Source organism: Roseibium sp. ROS1, from assembly GCF_054658215.1.
Genome location: NZ_BAAGIG010000004.1, coordinates 310,374 through 326,583, shown reverse-complemented (window position 1 = coordinate 326,583; position 16,210 = coordinate 310,374). Strand labels below are relative to the sequence as shown.

Genomic DNA, 16,210 nt, shown 5'->3' with positions numbered 1-16,210 from the left:
AGGACCGTGCCGCAGATCTGGCCGAAACCGCCAAAAAAGGCGCGCAAACCGGTTGCATTCCAAGGAAAGCTCCCATATAAGCGCCCGGTCCAGAGTCGTCCGGCTCGTCGTGGACTGGTTTTCTGTGTTCTTGCGCAGACCGTTTTCGACAACCGAGGGCATGCCGTGTCGGCTCTGAATGCACCAACAAAAGAGTATCCGTTCTGAACGGATGCACCAAGGAAAGGATGCAAAATGCCCAAGCTGAAAACGAAGTCCGGCGCCAAGAAGCGCTTTAAAGTGACCGCGACCGGCAAGGTGAAGACCGCGCAGGCCGGCAAGCGTCATGGCATGATCAAGCGCACGAACAAGTTCATCCGCAACGCCCGTGGCACCACCACGCTGAGCGACCAGGATGCAAAGATCGTGAAGCAGTTCCTGCCCTACGCATAAAGCCAGCCCCGAAGGAGATCACCTAAATGTCACGCGTCAAACGGGGCGTTACCGCCCACGCTCGCCACAAAAAAGTAATCAAGGCAGCAAAAGGCTATTACGGCCGCCGCAAGAATACCATCCGCGTTGCCAAGCAGGCCGTCGAGAAAGCCGGCCAGTACGCTTATCGCGACCGCAAGGCCAAGAAGCGCAACTTCCGTTCGCTCTGGATCCAGCGCATTAATGCGGCAACCCGCCAGCACGGCATGACCTATGGCCGCTTCATCGACGGTCTGAACAAGGCCGGCATCGAAGTCGACCGCAAGGTTCTGTCCGACCTCGCCATCAACCAGCCGGATGCCTTCAAGGCCCTGGTTGATCAGGCTCAGGGCGCTCTGGCCGCTTAAGGCAGGCTTCCCGATCCGATTTGAAAAACGCGGTTCATTCGAGCCGCGTTTTTTGTTGCCTGGTGGCTGCCTATCAACCCGGCAATTCAAAGCTGCATTTTCAAGCACCTCTCTTTTTTATTGCAAACCCCGGAAATTGAAGCCTACCCTTCCGGTTCCGATGAGGCTGACCCTTCGTCAGCCTTGCGGAAAACAAGGAGGGTTGGATCCATGCAGCTTGTCGAGGCGTTCTTCGCCCTAATCGGCGACCTGACCTGGGGGTGGGCACTCATCCCGTTTCTCGTCGTCATTGGCATCTTCTTCACGGTCGTTACCGGTTTCGTTCAGCTACGCTTCTTCCTGCGTATGTTCCGCGTATTGTCTTCCAAGAACCAGTCGGGTGATCCCAACGCGATCTCTGCCCGCGAAGCCCTGCTCCTGTCTGTCGGCGGCCGGGTTGGCGGCGGCAATATCGCCGGTGTCGCCGTGGCGATCACGCTCGGTGGTCCCGGCGCGGTCTTCTGGATGTGGGCCGTTGCCCTTGTCGGCATGGCAACCAGCCTGATCGAGTGTTCGCTCGCCCAGCTCTACAAGCGCTCCACGGGTGACGGTACCTATCGTGGCGGACCCGCCCGCACCATCATCCATGGCCTTGGCGCCGATTACCGCTGGCTTGCGGTGCTTTATGCACTCTGCCTCATGGCCTCCTTCGCCTTCGGCTTCAACGCCTTCCAGGGCAACACCGTGGCGGGCGCCGCGGAAGAAAGCCTCGGCATCGGCCGGTTGTGGACGGGCATAGGCCTGACCGTGCTGACCGGCCTGATCGTCTTTGGCGGCATCCACCGCATTGCAAAGGCAGCCGACGTCATCGTGCCGATCATGGCCGTCGGCTATATCGGCATGGCGCTGGTGATCATCCTTCTCAACATCACCGAGGTGCCCGGCGTCATCTATTCCATCGTTCTCAACGCCTTCGGGCTGGAAGAAGTGGTCGGCGGCGGCATGGGCGCAGCCCTTGCGCAAGGCCTGCGCCGCGGGCTGTTCTCCAACGAGGCCGGCCTCGGCTCGGCTCCCAACGTTGCCGCGACGGCGGAAGTCCGCCACCCGATCAGCCAGGGCATCACCCAGTCCTTTTCGGTCTTCATCGACACGATGATCATCTGCACCTGCACGGCGCTGATCATCCTGCTCGGCGATGTCTATGCGCCGGGTGCAGAAGGCGTTGACGGCGTCGTCCTGACCCAGCAATCGCTTGCTTCCCACCTCGGTGGCTGGACGAGCTATTTCCTGACCGGCGCAGTTCTGCTCTTCGCGTTCAGCTCCATCATCTACAACTACTACCTCGGCGAAAACGCCCTCAGTTCGATGACATCCAGCACCATGGCCCTGCACGTTCTCAGGGTCGCCGTTATGGGCGTCGTGTTCCTGGGGGCGACGGCACCGAATGCAACCTCGGTGTTCTTCTTCTCCGATCCGCTGATGGGCGTCCTGGCGGTCGTCAACCTACTGGCTCTGATGATGCTGTTCCCGACGGCAAAGCGGATTCTGGACGACTTCAAGAGCCAGCTTCGGGAAGGTGTCGCCCGACCGGTGCTGAACCCTGACAACTTCGCGGATCTCGACATCGACCGCAGCGCCTGGACCGGCAAGGCGCCGGACTGACGGGCTCAGAAGACGATCTCTTGCACTGGCGCGGCCTCCTGGTCGCGCCAGTCTGTCTGCGCCGGGGCCTTCCAACGCTTTTCTTTTGAAGCCCGGTGTGGTCCTGTTCCCGTGTCGGTTCCGTCAGCAAAAGCGAGGCAGCAGGTTGCCCCTGACAGCGAAACAACATGGCGTCATGAAGGGCATGATCGCGGCGGTAATCGTCGCGGCCACCGGGCTTGGCCTTAGCGCCGTTCACTATCCGCAGGACTGGCTGCCGGACGGCTCGCCGCAAGCCCGCCTTACGCTGGCAGCCCAATGTCTGCTGGCCGGCGCTTTCTGGCTGCTTTTGTCGATAGGCCTTCTGGCCCGGCATCGCTTTTTCACACCGGAGGATATCGACGGCAGCGGACTGACCTCAGGCACCGAAAAGGCCAAGCTGTTGCAGGCCGTGCTCCAGAACACGCTGGAACAGACCACGCTGGCCGCCCTTACCTACATCGCATTCGCAGCACTTGCCCCGGCCGGGTATCTCGGCGCTTTGCCTGCCGCCGCACTCCTGTTCTGGTGCGGACGCGCTCTGTTCTGGAACGGTTATGAAAAAGGCGCGGCCGCCAGGGCCTTCGGCTTTGCCTTGACGTTCTATTCAACCGTTCTTCTGTTTCTGGCCGCCCTCGCTTTTTCCTTCTTTTGATCGGACGGACCTCTTTTTCATGCATCACGTGATCATTTACGACTGCGAATATCTGACCGCGCCCGGCGCCATGAGCCGGCAATGGTGCGGTCCGCTGGATCCGGATCCGAATGTCGCCCAGATTGGCGCGGTGAAACTCTCGCTCGGGGGCGGTTATGACATTCTCGATACATTCAATGTCCTGATCAAGCCGAGGGACAGGTTCGGCAGGCACCCGAATGTAGATCCTTTCTTCACCGAGCTGACCGGCATTACCCAGGCGGACATCGACCGCGAAGGCATTGCCCACGCCGACGCACTGGAAAAATTCGCAGCCTTCGCAGAGGGGGCGAATTTCTGGTCCTGGGGCAAGGACGAACTCACCCTTCTGGCGATCAGTTCCTATATCGAAGGCCTGACACCACCCATCCCCGCCCACCGCTTCGGCAACGCCATCGGCCTGATCTTGAATGCGGGCACCCCCGTTGAGGATATGGGCAAAATGACGAGCGGTCGTCTGGCGGAGTATTTTGGCCTCGAGACGTCGGACGGGCGGCAACACGACGCTCTCGACGATGCCATGTCGGTTGCCGTGAGCCTGCAGCATCTTCTGAGGAATGAGAAACTGACCGCCGAGGACTTCGCTCTACCACTCGCGGTTCGGCTGCCAGAACTGTCGGAACACCGTTCAGCCTGAGTCCTCCCCCCGCAGGTCAAACCTGATTCCCTTTGCCGTCAGGACTTGCCCCTGCCTGCAACGGGCCGGTTCCGGTTACCACCGCTATCCCCGCTTCCCACTGAAAAGTGTCCGATTTTGCGCCACCGCATTAACGATTGTTAATGCGGATCGGCGGTTTTCTGCGGACAAAAAGTTAACAAGAGGTTAACGTGGCACGGTGATTGCGACGTTTCAGGTGAGGCAGCCTTGGGCGTGCCATTCTGAAACAATGAGGCGTTAAATCGTGCGAGTTAACCCGGTTTCTTCTGCAGGTCGTGCCAATGTGAGGCGGAAGCGTCCCTCCGTGGGAGAGACGGAGTCCGAGCGGCAGGCGACCTTTGACACGTATCTCCCCGTTCCCGTGGAACCGGAGCTTGAGCGCGAGCAGATTGCGTTCAGCGCACGCTACCGCCCGAACTCTATTTTCCTCGCCCATCTGATCGCGACGCGAGATGGAGAGCCCCAGACAAGGTTCCGCAGGCAAACTGAGCCTCTCACCGGCGTGAACTCCTATCGGGCAACTGCTGCCTTGCCACGCCAGCGCCCTGCCGGCCGACTGCTCAAGACCGAGCGCTAGGCCAACCTGTTTTAAAGTTCCAGAAGTACCACTGGAGACCTTCAACCCGGGGCATTGCTCCGGGTCTTTTTTTGATTTGCCTGAGCATGCTTCAGGTGAGGATCTTGGAGGGGCATATCACCCGAACTGCAGAGGCTGGAGGCAGAAGCACCGCGCCAAATGACGGCATCGGGAACAAATTCTGCTGACAACCGTTACCCTTAGACAGCAGCGGGCAAACCCCTCACCCGTCAAAGTGTGACGCGCGTCACATTTTTCTGTTGTCAGAGACCCTATATTCAACAACAGATCCGGACTCCCCGGACCTCCGAAAGACTGGCCACGGACTGGCCCACCCCGGAGACTGAAATGCAAGTAAGACCCGTATCGGCCATCCATCCCATGCGCATCCGGCAGAAGCCGGTAACCGCTCCGACTGAAAGAACCGGCTTCGGTTCGACCTCAAATGGTCAGTTTGGCGCTCTGGATGCCGTCCCCGCACATCTCGCCGCACAGGCTTCTCAGCGTGACGCCTATTACGGCGCCCATGCCGAATATGCCACCCAGCTTCTGGCCGGAGACTCGTTTGACGAGCAGACCTGGCTGGAGCGCCGGCAGCATGTCGCGCAATATGCATCCGCCGCCGAAGACGGCGACGAACGCTCCTACACGATCTCCCTGTCTGCCTGACCTGTCGGAAAACGCTCAGGCTTCTACACGCAGGAAACCGGCCAGGCCGGTTTTCTGGTGTTCGATCACATGACAATGGAATGCCCAGTCGCCTGGATTGTCGGCAACCAGGGCCACTTCCATGGTTTCTTCTTCCAGAAGCAGCGCGGTATCCGTCACCAGCGGCGGCAGCTTGCGCTTGTTCGACCGCAGCAACTGGAACGACATGCCGTGCAGATGGATCGGATGATCGTTCGGTGATTCGTTTCGAAAGCGCAGGATGTAGGACTTGCCGTGCCGCATGGTCGCCAGCGGATCGAACGGCCCCGGCACATCCCCGCCCCAGGCCACCCGGTTGATCGACCAGAAAGTATAGCCGAGCGAACCACAGATGCTGGCCTGCGGCGCATCCCCGCCGGGAGACCAGCCGAACACGAAATCCAGAACCTCGGCATTGGCAAGGTCTGCCTGTGGCACAGGGTTCGGCTTGAGTGGCTTCAGTTCTCGCAGGTCCCTGCCGGCTGACGCGCCCTTGGGCTGGAACGTCGCCAGCACCTTGTCGCCATTCGGCTTTTTCAGAACAAGCGTGGCGACCTCGTCTTCACTATCCGGCACACGCAGGGCAACATCAGCCCGCTGGCCGGGCGCAAGCACGATTTCGTCCATCGCCACCGGCTGCGGCAACGGGTTGCTGTCGATTGCGATCACCAGTGCCTCGGCACCGGAAACTGTATATCTGCCGACCCTTGTGAGATCGGTGACAGCCAGACGCAGACGCACGAGAGAGCCCGCGGCAAGTTCATAAACGGGCTGCGGTTGCCAGTTGACTGTCGAAACGGTTCCGAGCGTGCCGCCTCGCGCGGCATTGCGAGGCTTGTAGAAGGCAATGAACTGACCGTCGCCCCCAAGCCGGAAATCACGAATGTTCAGTGGCAGGTCGCTGTCGAAGCCGGCATCTTCCTCGTCTTCCACCACGATCACCCCGGTCATTCCCCGGGCGATCTGTTCCAGCGTGTTGCAATGCGGGTGGTACCAGAAGGTGCCGGCGTCAGGCGGCGTGAACTCGTAGCGGAACGCGTTTCCCGCCTCGATCGGATATTGGGTCAGATAGGGTACGCCATCCATGTTGTTGGCGATCCTGAGCCCGTGCCAATGCACCACCGACGCTTCATCAAGCGCGTTCTTTACGTCGATCGTGGTGGTCTGCCCCTTGCGGAACCGCAGCACCGGTGGCGGACCACTGGGGCTGAAGCTCATCATGTCAGCCGTGACCGTTTCCGGCAGCACCGAATGATTGAGCCTTGAAAGGGTCAGGCTGTGCTCAGCGGCCAGTGCCTGCCTGGCACCAAGTCCACCGGCTGCAAACGCCGTCAGCGCCCCGGCGCCGCCAAGCAGGATCTCCCGCCTCGAAAATCCGGGCATATTGAAAACCTCATATGATTATCGGCGCGTCCAACCGCACCAAACACCCGTGAGGCGGCGATCACAAGGTTCAAATTGACGCGGTCAGGTGGCCTGTCGAAGCCGGGTCAGTAGCCTCCGGCATGCCCGTCCTTGCGTGGATCGGAGCCTGCTGTCAGCAAGTGCCGGGCCTTGTCGATCATGATGGCCTGGGACCCGCCAATCGGGCCGGACGCCGGAACGACGGAATGGCCCAGCGCGCGAAGGCCGTCGAGCGTGGACGGTGGCACCAGTCGTTCCGCCTGCAGTTCGTGGCTGGCGATGTCGAAGAACATCCGCGGGAAGTCGATGGCGGCCTGAACATCCATGCCATAGTCGATGATGTTGGTCAGCACATGTGCATGGCCACAGGCCTGGTAGTGGCCACCCATCACGCCGAAGGACAGGAACGGTGCCCCCTCTTTCAGCACCATCGCCGGAATGATCGTATGCATAGGCCGCTTGCCGCCGTCGATGGAATTGGCATGTCCCGGCTCGGCCCGGAACGAACTGCCACGGCAATGCAGCAGCACACCGGTTTCCGGAGCGACAATGCCGCTGCCGAACCCGCTGAACAGGGAGTTGATGAAGGAAACCGCAAGTCCGTCCCTGTCGACGATCGTCAGGTAGACCGTATCCGTTTGCGGAGCCAGCGCACTTGCCGGGACCGAGTCCATCCGCTTGGTCAGCGACACCTGCCGGGCAAGCTGGTCGATATAATCCGCGCCGATCAACCGTGTGTGGCAGACATCCATATAGCCCGGGTCGGTGATGAATTGCTCCCGGACGCCATAGGCCAGACGCGCGGCTTCCATTTCCAGGTGGAAACGTTCCGGACCGAGCGGATCAAGGCTTTCCAGGTCGAACTGTTCCAGAATACCGAGCATGATCAGGGCAACGATCCCCTGCCCGTTTGGCGGCAATTCGGCCACCGTGTGACCCTTGTAGTCCCTCAACACCGGTGACACCGCTGTCGTGTGGCAAGCGGCCAGATCGTCCTGGGTCATCAACCCGCCGCGCGACTGCAGCGCGCTCACGATGTCGTCGGCAACCGGGCCAGAATAGAAGGCATCCGCCCCGCCCTCGGCAATTGCCGCGAGAGTGTCTGCCAGACGCGGATATTTCAGAACCGTGCCGGTTTTGGGTGCTTCGCCCTTGATCAGGTAGCGCGCGGCCGAAACCTCGTCGGCGCGCAGCTTGTCGACATCCCCGGCCCAGTCGCGCGCAACACGCGGGGCAACCGGAAATCCGTCGCGGGCATATTGAATTGCCCGTTTGAACAGGGACTTGAAACTCTTGGTGCCATGCGCCTTCAGCAACGTTTCCCAAGCCCGAATGGCACCGGGTACGGTCACGGCATGGGGCGACGTGTCGGTGATGTCCTTGACGCCGAGCTCTGCAAGCTTTTGCGGTGTCGCGGCCCGCGGGGCTGCGCCTGAGCCATTGAAACCCGTCAGGCGTCCATCCGGCTCCATGACGATGGCAAAACAGTCGCCGCCGATACCGGTCATATGCGGTTCGACAACACATTGAACGGCAACTGCCGCGATCGCGGCATCAACCGCATTACCACCTGCCTGAAGCACTTCCAGAGCCGCGCTCGTTGCCAGCGGATGAGAGGTCGCAGCCGCTGCTTCGCGTGCAAAAACCGGGGACCGGCCCGGGGCCTGAAAATCACGCTTCACTGAATTCCTCCTGGCCGAAGTGTCTTTCTTTCCGAATCGCAGCAATAGCTTCTCGGGAATGCCGCCTATTCGCCAATGCCATGTTCTGTTAGCAAATCGGTATCGCGGTCAGCACCTTAAGGAGAAGTGGGAAAATGCGCAAACTGACATTATCAACGGCAGAGACCATCATTTCTGCCGCTTTTGAAAAAGCAGCCGAGCTGAATCTGAAACCGCTTACCGTAGCTGTCCTCGATGCGGGGGGTCATGCGATCCTGCTCAAGCGGCAGGACGGATCCTCGATCATGCGTCCGCAGATCGCCACGGGCAAAGCGATCGGTGCACTCGCCGTCGGCACCGGCACCAGATGGCTGAACGCCAATGCAGAGTCCCGTCCGCATTTCGTCAACGCTCTGAACGGCGTTTCCGGCGGTGCCATCGTACCGGTGCCCGGCGGCGTTCTGGTGAAGAACGACGAAGGCGAAACCCTTGGCGCTGTCGGCATTACCGGTGACACGTCCGACAATGACGAAGCCTGCGCAGTCGCCGGCATTGCCGCTGCAAGCCTGGTTGCAGACTGCGGCTGAGGGAAGGACCGGATCTGCCTTCTTTCAAGAAGCCTCACCTACCCTTCACCTCATCCTGAGGAGGGCCGATAGGCACGTCTCGAAGGATGGGCTGCAAACACAAGAGCAAGCGGCCCATCCTTCGAGACTCGAGTGAGCTCGCTCTTCGGGATGAGGCTTTATTTTGACGGCGGTCCGGGCTGACGCCCGTTCAGACCGGCCCCAGGGCTTTGCGATAGATATCCAACGGCCCCGAAGCCGATTGAAGTGTTTTGACCTGCTGCCAATCCCGTCTGAGGACGAGCGACCCGGCCGTTGCCGTTGCAGTCAGAATTTCCGGAAATCCGATCCTGGTGGCTTCCCGTTCTGCGGCAGCGATCAGCTTGATGCCGACACCTGCTTTCCGGAAATCGCGATGCACAAGCAATGCGGTCAGCCAAGCGCCGGGATAAAGGTCCGACCCCGGCGAGGTATCGCGCAGGGAGACCGTTCCCAACGGCCTGCCATCTCCGTCCAGCGCAACCAGACAGCGCGGCAGGCGAGCATTTGGTAGAAGGCACTTTTCCAGATCTTCCCGCGCATCGCCGGGTTGCCCCGGGCCATACCAGTCGGCCCACTCCTCGACAAACCACGTCTCGAGGATTTTCAGCAACACTGGATCATCGCCAAGCGCAATGATGGCGATGTTCATGCGGTCCAGATCACGGCTCATTGCAGGTCGCGTAAACGCCTCAGGACTTCTCGCTGAGCTGGTTGATCTTTTTCTGCATGTCTTCCAGCTGGCGCTTCATGTCGTCGAGATCGTTTCCGCCGGACTTTGCAGGCTTGGCCTGGCTCGCCGGGTTGGCAGTCGCAGCCGGATCTCCCCCTGCGGCCGGAAAGGGCATGAACATCTTCATGGCCCGCTCGAACATCTCGGTGTTGCGCTTGACCTGGTCCTCGATGGCCTCGAACGCCGTTGCGCCGAAAGCTTCGCTCATTTGCGAACGCAGCTTCTCCTGCTCCTTGGTGAGCGAGGTCATGGAATATTCCAGGAAGCTCGGCACGAGGCCCTGCATGCTGTCGCCGTAAAAACGGATCAGCTGGCGCAGGAACGTGACCGGCAGAAGATTCTGCCCCTTGCCTTCCTGTTCGAAAATAATCTGGGTCAGGACCGACCGGGTAATATCCTCACCGGACTTCGCGTCATAGACGACAAAGTCCTCCTCCCCCTTCACCATCACCGCCAGGTCCTCAAGCGTGACGTAGGTGCTGGTGCCCGTGTTGTACAGGCGCCGGTTGGCGTATTTCTTGATGATTGTCGGCTCGTTGGTCTTGGCCATCCGTGAATTCCGCCTATCAGCCTTGTGGCTAGTTTCCCATTTGACGACAAGGCTTTCGCAGGCCTGTCATCTCCTCCGTGTAAGAGACTAAGCCAATCGTATCGGATCGTGCCAGCCTTTTTATGTGCGCTGACGAAAGGATTATACCGCAAATGCGAAAACAGGCCTTCGATACGGAGTGTTACGGTTGACACAAATCTCAGCGCAGTTTCTAGTCCATGCATAATAAGCATCGACAGGTGCCCCTGCGGCACCAGTCCACTACGGTCAATTGGCCTCAAGTCTGGAGAGTATGATGAGCGCTTTCACCGATATCGTCATTGTCAGTGCGACCCGCACGCCCGTGGGGTCGTTCAATGGCGCCTTTGCCAACACCCCGGCGCATGACCTCGGTGCCATTGTCATGAAGGCGGCCATGGAACAGGCCGGCGTCGAAGGCGGCGACATCGACGAAGTCGTGTTTGGTCAGGTTCTGACGGCCGGTCAGGGCCAGAACCCGGCCCGTCAGGCTGCCATCAAGGCAGGCATTGCCGATAGTGCGACGGCCTGGACCCTCAACCAGGTCTGCGGTTCCGGTCTTCGCACCGTTGCCATTGCAGCGCAGCAGATCATCTCGGGCGACGCCACCATCATGATGGCAGGCGGCCAGGAAAACATGTCGCTGTCGCCGCACTGCGCCCATATGCGCGCCGGCTACAAGATGGGCGACTACAAGATGATCGACACCATGATCAAGGACGGCCTTTGGGATGCCTTCAACGGCTACCACATGGGCCAGACCGCCGAGAACGTCGCCGAAAAGTGGCAGATCAACCGCGACCAGCAGGACGAGTTCGCAGTTGCTTCCCAGAACAAGGCGGAAGCTGCCCAGAAGGCCGGCAAGTTCAAGGACGAGATCACCGCGGTAACCTTGCAGGAACGCAAGGGCGAGCGCGTCGTTGCCGATGACGAATATATCCGTCACGGCGCCACGCTGGAAAGCGTCGCCAAGCTGCGCCCGGCCTTCACCAAGGACGGTTCCGTGACTGCCGCCAACGCCTCCGGCATCAACGACGGTGCAGCCGCCATTCTGGTGATGAGCGCCGCCGAAGCCGAAAAGCGCGGCCTGAAGCCGATCGCCCGCATCGCCTCCTGGGCCACTGCGGGTGTCGATCCGGCAATCATGGGCTCCGGCCCGATCCCGGCATCGCGCAAGGCGCTTGAAAAAGCCGGCTGGTCCGCTGCCGACCTCGATCTCGTGGAAGCCAACGAAGCCTTCGCCGCTCAGGCTTGCGCGGTCAACAAGGACATGGGCTGGAACCCGGACATCGTCAACGTCAACGGCGGTGCGATTGCCATCGGCCACCCGATCGGCGCGTCCGGGGCTCGCATCCTGACCACCCTGCTGCACGAAATGAACCGCCGCGACGCCAAGAAAGGCCTTGCAACACTGTGCATCGGCGGCGGCATGGGTGTCGCCATGTGCCTGGAGCGCTAAGCCGCAAAGGCAAAGAAGGATCATGGCCGGGCCTCCGGCCATGATCGGGAACAGCAAACAAGACTGAATTGATGTCAGAGAGCCCAAAGGGCCCGGAACTGGAAGTCAGGAGGAAGGGGAATGAGCAAGGTCGCATTGGTCACGGGTGGTACGCGCGGTATCGGCGAAGCAATTTCGCGGGGTCTGAAAGACGCAGGCTACACCGTGGCGGCCACATATGCCGGCAACACCGAAAAGGCCGAAGCCTTCAAGGCCGAGACCGGTATCCACGTTTTCAAGTGGGACGTTTCCGATCCTGACGCCTGCGCGGCAGGCATTGCCCAGGTGGAAGGCGAACTGGGTCCGGTGGAAGTGCTGGTCAACAATGCGGGCATCACCCGCGACGGCATGTTCCACAAGATGAGCTTCGAACAGTGGCGCGAAGTCCTGTCGACGAACCTCGATTCCATGTTCACCATGACCAAGCCGGTGATCAACGGCATGCGGGAACGGTCTTCGGGCCGCATCATCAACATCTCTTCCATCAATGGCCAGAAGGGCCAGATGGGCCAGGCGAACTATTCCGCGGCCAAGGCCGGCGTGATTGGCTTCACCAAGGCACTGGCGCAGGAAAACGCCTTCAAGGGCATCACCGTCAACTGCGTCTGCCCGGGCTACATCAACACCGACATGGTTGCCGCCATGCCGGAAAAGGTGCTGCAGTCGATCATCTCGGGCATCCCGGTCGGCCGCCTCGGCCATCCGGAAGAAATCGCCCAGACGGTGGTCTACCTGGCGTCCGACGCCGCCGCCTTCATGACCGGCGCGGTGATGACCATCAACGGCGGCCAGTACATCGCCAACGGCTAAGGCTTCAGTAAAAACCAGAACCACGGAGAGGCGCTTTCGGGCGCCTTTCTTTTTCTGCTTTTAAGAACGTTACTCTCCTTGATCCTGCCCGAAACAGACGCGCTGAAGCCAGCCGCGATTAGCCTTCTGATCGGGAACAAAGCCACGTTCATAGTAGCTCCACGCCCAGGCCTTCTCTCGCGAAACCAGGAAAAAATTGCCCCCTCTTCTGCGTTTGGCCAAAGTCAGGAGGGTCAGACGGTCGCCGACCTGCGCGACTTTTTGAGTGGTGGGAAAGTAGATGCAGTGGTCGCTGCCATTGACAGCAGCATACGCTTCAGAGCGTACCAGGGTCGGATACCAGAACCAGCTATAAGCCGTGAGAGCCAGCAGGACCGTGGCGGTTCCAATGCCGAATGGATGAAGAAAAAGCCTTGATGCTGGTCGTTTCAGCCAAGACTCAGTGGTCTTGGCAAATAGCCAGATACAGAAAAGAGCAAGGCTAACATGCAGTAGCATGGCGTGGGACAGGTCACTGGTTGCCCAGGCCAGGTTGCAAAAAAAGATCAGCGTCAAAATGCCTGACGCACCAAACCCCACGACTAAGTCCAGCCAGTAAGGCGATGCGGTTTCAACATCTTCAAAACAACGTTTCTTGTCTGCGAAATGGAGAAACAGCACGCACAGCAAGCGTAGCGACACGCTCATACCTATTGCAATACTGGCGAAGACAACGACAAACAAAACACCCTCCCGGTCAGAGGGGCCGATAAAACGCCACCAAAGCAACAGTCCTGAAAAAATCGCGAGGGCTATCTTCATGGCAGTTTTCAACCTGACCATGAAAATCGGAAATGTGATAATAAACCCTACGATCCCGAGAAACCCAAGAAAAGAAAAAATCTTAATCATCACAAAGGCACCAGAGCTGAAACGAAAGGAACCGCTGCAAGAGTTGAAACGGTTTCTGCTATGGATCAGATCTTGATGAATGCTCCGGTTTTCAATCTAATGCGCAAAATCATCTCGGAATTTGAGCAAAAATTGCACCGGCGAGCAGGTTTCCGACTTTTTTAGTTTCTACCTATCCATCGCGTATTTTTAGCCTGGCACCTCAGACAAACGAATTTCAGCGATCACGCGGCTATTCCAAAAAGCGCCCGTGTGGCGCCTTTTTTATGGGTGCTTCCAGGAGTTTTCCGGAACGGGCCCCTTGAAGAACTTCCAGATCCGGCTCATCGGGTCCGGGGTGGTCTCCTCACCCAGGCTTTGAGCACCTGTGACCTCCATCTCGAAGGCTGCAATCATGTCGACCTGACCGTCCAGAAGCGTGATTTCCTGTCGGGTTGTTTTCAAGGACAGTCGCCCGGTTAGCCGGACCGGTTCATAGACATACTCCGCCCTCCAGCCTGTCGACAGCCGGTAACGGATCATCTGGTTGGGATCGGGCGCCGGCATGTGGCTGCACATGCCCTGTTCGGGAACCAGATAGCCGGCCATTACCTCATCGCTGCCGGGTTCCTGCACGGGGATCACATACCCGGTAATCTCGATGTCCCTCCCGGCCAGAGTCTTGTTGCCGGCAAGCGACGCAGCAGCCCGTTTCTTCGCAACCTCGAAGCGTTGCGACAGCAATTTGTCCGTCGGCACGCCGGCCGCTGCAAGCTGGGCTTCTTCCTGCTGAAGACGACGTTTCAGCGTTAAACGATCCGCGTCAGTCTCAGCCGTCTCGTCCAACTGCTGGCGAAGCCGCAGCACCGTGCCCAGCGACCGCAGCTCTGTGCCGCTCAGTGCGGCAAAGGGGTCCTCATAGGCTGCGGCCTCCGGATCCTTGAGCTGGTCCCAGCGAACAGGCATCGCCGCCAAGGCAGAGACCGTAAACAGCAAGGTGGCTGCGAAGCACAGCATCCAACGTTTCATCTTCACGCTTCCCGGTGCCTCTCTACTGGCCCTGAAATTTTCCGGCTCTATTTTCCGAATCGGACCGGGGTCCTTGACCCTGGCACCCTCCATCACCTATGTCCGGAAGCAGACTTCCTGAACAGGATAACGGAAAAACATGGAATTCGAACACGCCCCGAACGACCCCACCCGCAAGGAACTTTCCCCGCTCCTGAAGCTGGCGCTGGAATTGGGACCGCTCGGCGTGTTCTTCCTGTTCAATGCCCGCGGCGAACAGATCGCAGCGGCCTTCCCCGTGCTGCAACAGGTCGGCAAGCCTATCTTCCTGGCAACTGCCGCCTTCATGGTGGCCATCAGCATCTCGCTGGTCGTGTCACTGTGGCTGACGAAACGCCTGCCGATCATGCCGCTCGTGTCCGGCGCGGTGGTTCTGGTTTTCGGCGCCCTGACGCTGTGGCTCCACGACGAACTGTTCATCAAGCTGAAGCCGACCATCGTCAACTGCCTGTTCGGCACGGTTCTGCTGGGCGGATTGCTGTTCGGCAAGGCGCTGCTCGGCTACGTCTTCGACAGCGCCTTCCGACTGACGGACGAAGGCTGGCGCAAGCTGACATTCCGCTGGGGCGTGTTCTTCTTCGTGCTTGCCGCGATCAACGAGATCGTCTGGCGCAGCTTCTCGACCGATTTCTGGGTCAGCTTCAAGGTCTTCGGCATCATGCCGATCACCCTTGTCTTCACCCTGACCCAGCTGCCGCTGATCCAGAAACACGCGATCGTCGAGGACGGCAAGGACGCCTGACCCCTTCGGTCCTGCCCTGCGCCGTTAGTTAGGACAAGTGCAGCGAAACGCTGCACGCCGATCCGGAAACCGGGTATCGGCGCGAGCCAAGCGAACCCATTCTCTTCAAATGCGGACAGCGCTAAAACGCAAAGGAATTCCGCGTGCCGGCTCTGCGCTCGGCCACGTCACACTTGTCCGGAATAGCGGCAGTCGGCCGGCAAGCAGTCTTAGTGCATGTCCCCATGGCCGAAGGAAACGTCCCGCCGTGCGCCGGTGATGGAAATCGAGAACCCGGCGATCACATCGATCAGCGAGATCGCCATGAGGATGAAGAACAGCGACGTCGCCGCGGGCTGCAGCACCAGGAACTCCACCAGGTAGGCGACGAACACCAGCACTGAGAACATGTGGTCCAGCAGGGCCGTCGTGCCGATGCGGGTCGCCTTCAGAATTTCGATGAACAGGAAGAACAGCCCGACCGTGATGAGCAGATCGCTCGCCAGAAGCTCGAAGGTTGCGCCGGAAACCATCTGTATGGTGATCATCGGCTGCGCCCAGAAGCCAGGCTCTCCCGCGCCCACCGTGAAAGCAAGGGCGTTATAGATCAGCAGCGAGAAAAGCGTGAAAGGAACGGCTGAAAAAAGGCGCATGAACGGCTCCCGAACTCAAGGACACCCGAAGCGGGCGGAAATCGGAGCGAGCTGACACGATCTTGATAGCCAATTCAAGGCGCTGAAAAGAAAAAGGCCGGCCCGTCGAAACAAGGCCAGCCTCAATCTTGATTTGCCATGCGGCGATCCGGTCCGGACGCTACCTGCATTCACGAAGAATACGGGTGTTATGCGTCGTCTTTTGCGGAAAGGATCTGACGGCCCCGGTACATGCCGGTCTTCAGGTCAACGTGATGCGGACGGCGCAGTTCGCCCGAATCCTTGTCCTCGACGTAAGTCGGCTGCTTGAGGGCGTCCGCGGAACGGCGAAAACCGCGCTTGGAGCGCGAGGTTTTTCTCTTTGGAACGGCCATTTTGTTTTTCTCCGTGGTCCATAACCGCGCGGCCCGGACCGGGTTAGCCCGGGGCGTGGCGTCACGCAGCGTGTTGGAATGCGCGGCGTTATACAGGCAACGCCAACGTTTTGCCACCCCATAGAGAAAAAATTCTTGGTCTGGATAGAACA

General features: G+C 59.7%; 19 protein-coding genes. 11 read left to right on the top strand and 8 right to left on the bottom strand.

What is annotated here, in order from left to right:
- Positions 1-234: 234 nt before the first annotated feature.
- From rpmI to ACYQ6M_RS24255, 7 genes are all read left to right on the top strand, one after another.
- Positions 235-432 carry a 50S ribosomal protein L35 gene (gene rpmI, locus ACYQ6M_RS24285; protein WP_023002610.1) on the top strand — a complete coding sequence of 66 codons (198 nt, stop codon included), beginning with the start codon at positions 235-237 and terminating at the stop codon, positions 430-432.
- Positions 433-458: 26 nt separating this feature from the next.
- Entirely contained in the window at positions 459-818 is a 360-nt protein-coding gene (gene rplT / locus ACYQ6M_RS24280; protein WP_023002609.1) for a 50S ribosomal protein L20, read from the top strand.
- A gap of 210 nt (positions 819-1,028) precedes the next feature.
- Positions 1,029-2,459, top strand: coding sequence for an alanine/glycine:cation symporter family protein (locus tag ACYQ6M_RS24275; RefSeq protein ID WP_023002608.1), 1,431 nt, complete (start codon positions 1,029-1,031; stop codon positions 2,457-2,459).
- A gap of 145 nt (positions 2,460-2,604) precedes the next feature.
- On the top strand, positions 2,605-3,132 hold the full coding sequence (locus tag ACYQ6M_RS24270) for an MAPEG family protein (protein ID WP_460076063.1): 528 nt from the start codon (positions 2,605-2,607) through the stop codon (positions 3,130-3,132).
- 19 nt (positions 3,133-3,151) lie between these two features.
- Entirely contained in the window at positions 3,152-3,808 is a 657-nt protein-coding gene (locus ACYQ6M_RS24265) for a 3'-5' exonuclease (protein WP_055660087.1), read from the top strand.
- Positions 3,809-4,133: 325 nt separating this feature from the next.
- Positions 4,134-4,406 (top strand): hypothetical protein, encoded by a 273-nt coding sequence (locus ACYQ6M_RS24260; protein ID WP_031270062.1) that lies wholly within the window; start codon positions 4,134-4,136, stop codon positions 4,404-4,406.
- Between the two features lie 348 nt (positions 4,407-4,754).
- Positions 4,755-5,075 (top strand): hypothetical protein, encoded by a 321-nt coding sequence (locus ACYQ6M_RS24255; RefSeq protein ID WP_139314091.1) that lies wholly within the window; start codon positions 4,755-4,757, stop codon positions 5,073-5,075.
- 15 nt (positions 5,076-5,090) lie between these two features.
- Here the strand turns inward: ACYQ6M_RS24255 and ACYQ6M_RS24250 are convergent, their stop codons facing one another.
- Positions 5,091-6,476: a multicopper oxidase family protein gene (locus ACYQ6M_RS24250; protein WP_206909032.1), complete on the bottom strand. Its 1,386-nt coding sequence runs from the start codon at positions 6,474-6,476 to the stop codon at positions 5,091-5,093.
- Positions 6,477-6,583: 107 nt separating this feature from the next.
- On the bottom strand, positions 6,584-8,179 hold the full coding sequence (gene ggt, locus ACYQ6M_RS24245) for a gamma-glutamyltransferase (RefSeq protein ID WP_023002602.1): 1,596 nt from the start codon (positions 8,177-8,179) through the stop codon (positions 6,584-6,586).
- Between the two features lie 134 nt (positions 8,180-8,313).
- Here ggt and ACYQ6M_RS24240 point away from each other — a divergent pair, with 134 nt between their 5' ends.
- On the top strand, positions 8,314-8,745 hold the full coding sequence (locus tag ACYQ6M_RS24240; protein ID WP_023002601.1) for a GlcG/HbpS family heme-binding protein: 432 nt from the start codon (positions 8,314-8,316) through the stop codon (positions 8,743-8,745).
- Between the two features lie 190 nt (positions 8,746-8,935).
- Here ACYQ6M_RS24240 and ACYQ6M_RS24235 read toward each other — a convergent pair whose 3' ends face one another.
- Positions 8,936-9,436 (bottom strand): GNAT family N-acetyltransferase, encoded by a 501-nt coding sequence (locus ACYQ6M_RS24235; protein ID WP_460076059.1) that lies wholly within the window; start codon positions 9,434-9,436, stop codon positions 8,936-8,938.
- A 19-nt stretch (positions 9,437-9,455) separates the two neighbouring features.
- Complete coding sequence (gene phaR, locus ACYQ6M_RS24230; protein ID WP_023002599.1) at positions 9,456-10,046, bottom strand: polyhydroxyalkanoate synthesis repressor PhaR; 591 nt, start codon at positions 10,044-10,046, stop codon at positions 9,456-9,458.
- Between the two features lie 295 nt (positions 10,047-10,341).
- On the opposite strand from phaR, the gene ACYQ6M_RS24225 reads away from it, so the two are divergent.
- Both ACYQ6M_RS24225 and phbB read left to right on the top strand, forming a co-directional pair.
- The gene (locus ACYQ6M_RS24225) at positions 10,342-11,523 is read left to right on the top strand and encodes an acetyl-CoA C-acetyltransferase (protein WP_460076057.1); all 1,182 of its coding nucleotides are present in this window, start codon (positions 10,342-10,344) and stop codon (positions 11,521-11,523) included.
- Positions 11,524-11,643: 120 nt separating this feature from the next.
- Entirely contained in the window at positions 11,644-12,372 is a 729-nt protein-coding gene (gene phbB / locus ACYQ6M_RS24220; protein ID WP_077291425.1) for an acetoacetyl-CoA reductase, read from the top strand.
- 69 nt (positions 12,373-12,441) lie between these two features.
- On the opposite strand, the gene ACYQ6M_RS24215 is transcribed toward phbB, so the two are convergent.
- Complete coding sequence (locus ACYQ6M_RS24215; RefSeq protein ID WP_460076054.1) at positions 12,442-13,263, bottom strand: hypothetical protein; 822 nt, start codon at positions 13,261-13,263, stop codon at positions 12,442-12,444.
- 264 nt (positions 13,264-13,527) lie between these two features.
- Positions 13,528-14,271 (bottom strand): DUF3299 domain-containing protein, encoded by a 744-nt coding sequence (locus tag ACYQ6M_RS24210; protein WP_460076052.1) that lies wholly within the window; start codon positions 14,269-14,271, stop codon positions 13,528-13,530.
- A 139-nt stretch (positions 14,272-14,410) separates the two neighbouring features.
- Between ACYQ6M_RS24210 and ACYQ6M_RS24205 the strand changes: the two genes are divergently transcribed.
- Positions 14,411-15,052, top strand: coding sequence for a septation protein A (locus ACYQ6M_RS24205; protein WP_023002595.1), 642 nt, complete (start codon positions 14,411-14,413; stop codon positions 15,050-15,052).
- A gap of 209 nt (positions 15,053-15,261) precedes the next feature.
- Here the strand turns inward: ACYQ6M_RS24205 and ACYQ6M_RS24200 are convergent, their stop codons facing one another.
- Together ACYQ6M_RS24200 and rpmF are read right to left on the bottom strand one after the other, a co-directional pair.
- Complete coding sequence (locus ACYQ6M_RS24200) at positions 15,262-15,684, bottom strand: hypothetical protein (RefSeq protein WP_055660102.1); 423 nt, start codon at positions 15,682-15,684, stop codon at positions 15,262-15,264.
- A 188-nt stretch (positions 15,685-15,872) separates the two neighbouring features.
- Complete coding sequence (rpmF, locus tag ACYQ6M_RS24195; protein ID WP_006936667.1) at positions 15,873-16,058, bottom strand: 50S ribosomal protein L32; 186 nt, start codon at positions 16,056-16,058, stop codon at positions 15,873-15,875.
- Positions 16,059-16,210: the final 152 nt, after the last annotated feature.